We start from the raw sequence: 1,780 nt of genomic DNA, 5'->3' as shown, positions 1-1,780 counted from the left end.
TCAACGTGCAACACCCGGGTGCGACTACCTCGGCCAGGGATTTCGCCAGGGGGCGCTACCGCAGTCACTGGCCCGAGGGGGGTAACGCCACCCCGCGCTCGGCAACCCTGGTCATTACCCGGGAAGACGGCGGCATCATCGGCGCCTGAGCGCGAACCCACTGCTGACCGGCATGGCCACGACGGCCCCGCCATGACGGAGCGGTCGTGGTGGAATGCAGTGCAGGGCAGCGCGCAGATATAGACGCCTCCCTTGCCTTTCATGGTGCTGTCATCGGATCGTCTTCATTCATGCATACTGATGTAACGCGCTGCGGTCACCCTCTCCCTCCAGAGTTCCCACAAGACTTTCACTGGAGAGACGCCATGACCCAGCATCAGCGCCCCGGCCACGTCGACACCATCCTTGCCGCCGGCGACGAGCCCGTGAGCAACCTCTCTTCCAACGCCTACTTCGGCGATATCCTTCAGGCTCGCATGAATCGCCGCACGTTACTGCGTGGCAGCCTGGCCGCCGCCGTGGCCGGCGCCATGGCGACCCATCTGCCCTTCGGCAGCGCCTTCGCCGCAGCAGGCGCCAGCACCCCGGCACCGAGCCTCGGCTTTCAGGCGGTTCCGGTCAGCGCCGCCGACAGCGTGGTGGTGCCGGAAGGCTACCGGGTACAGACCTTCATTCCCTGGGGCACGCCGATCAGCGGCGACATGCCGGCCTTCTCGCTGGATGCCCGCGGCGAGGACCAGGCCAACCAGGTCGGCAGCCACCACGACGGCATGCACTTCTTCCCGCTGGACGGCAACTCCCGCGACGGCTTGCTGGTGCTCAACCATGAGTACGTGGAACCGCGCTTCCTGCACGCCGCAGCCGCCGGCCTCGCCCTGGATCGCAGCGGCTTCCCGCAGAACGCCGACGGCAGCCGCGACAACGACCAGGTGCTCAAGGAGCTCAATGCCCACGGCGTGACCATCGTTCGCATCCGCGAGGATGACGACGGCCAGTGGCGAGTGGTGGAGGACGCCCACAACCGCCGCATCACCGGCCTGACCCCGATGCACCTGGCCGGGCCGGTGGCCGGCACCGAGCACGTGGTAACGAAGTACAGCCCCGACGGCAGCATGACCCGCGGCACCCTCAACAACTGCGCCCACGGCGTCACCCCGTGGAACACCTACCTGGCCGCCGAGGAGAACTGGGCCGGCTACTTCGCCAACAGCGACGCCGAGATCGACCGCCGTCAGGCGCGCTACGGCATCGAGACCCGCGACAGCGGTCGCTATCAATGGCACCGCGCGGCCAGCGGCGCCGACGAGTATATGCGCTTCGACGCCAGCGCCCGTGGCTCCTCCGCCAGCGAGGACTACCGCAACGAGCCCCACGCCTTCGGCTGGATGGTCGAGATCGACCCCATGGACCCGGCCTCGACGCCGATCAAGCGCACCCACCTGGGCCGCTTCGCCCACGAAGGGGTGATCTTCGCGCCAGCGGTGGAAGGCCAGCCGGTAGTGGCCTACTCCGGCGACGACGCACGCTTCGAATACATCTACAAGTTCGTTTCGGCGCGCCCCTTCGAGGCCGCCACGGCCGACGGTTCACTGCTCGACGAAGGCACGCTGTATGTGGCGAAATTCAACGATGACGGCAGCGGCGAGTGGCTGGCGCTGGCCCCGGGCGAGAACGGCCTGACGCCGGAAAACGGCTTCGCCGACCTGGCCGACATCCTGGTCAATACCCGCAGCGCCGCCGACCATGCCGGTGCCACCAGGATGGACCGCCCCGAGTGGGG

Annotated in this window: 1 protein-coding gene; it reads left to right on the top strand. The window is 67.9% G+C overall.

Annotated features, from left to right (window positions below; translation table 11 throughout):
• Nucleotides 1-365: 365 nt before the first annotated feature.
• Nucleotides 366-1,780: PhoX family protein (locus tag DU505_RS22150; protein WP_114481136.1), on the top strand; the 1,415-nt coding region annotated here is incomplete at its 3' end.

It is taken from the genome of Billgrantia montanilacus (assembly GCF_003336675.1).
Classification (GTDB): Bacteria; Pseudomonadota; Gammaproteobacteria; order Pseudomonadales; family Halomonadaceae; genus Halomonas; species Halomonas montanilacus.
Note: the sequence above shows the minus strand (reverse complement) of the source record. Positions and strands in the feature narration are given on the sequence as shown.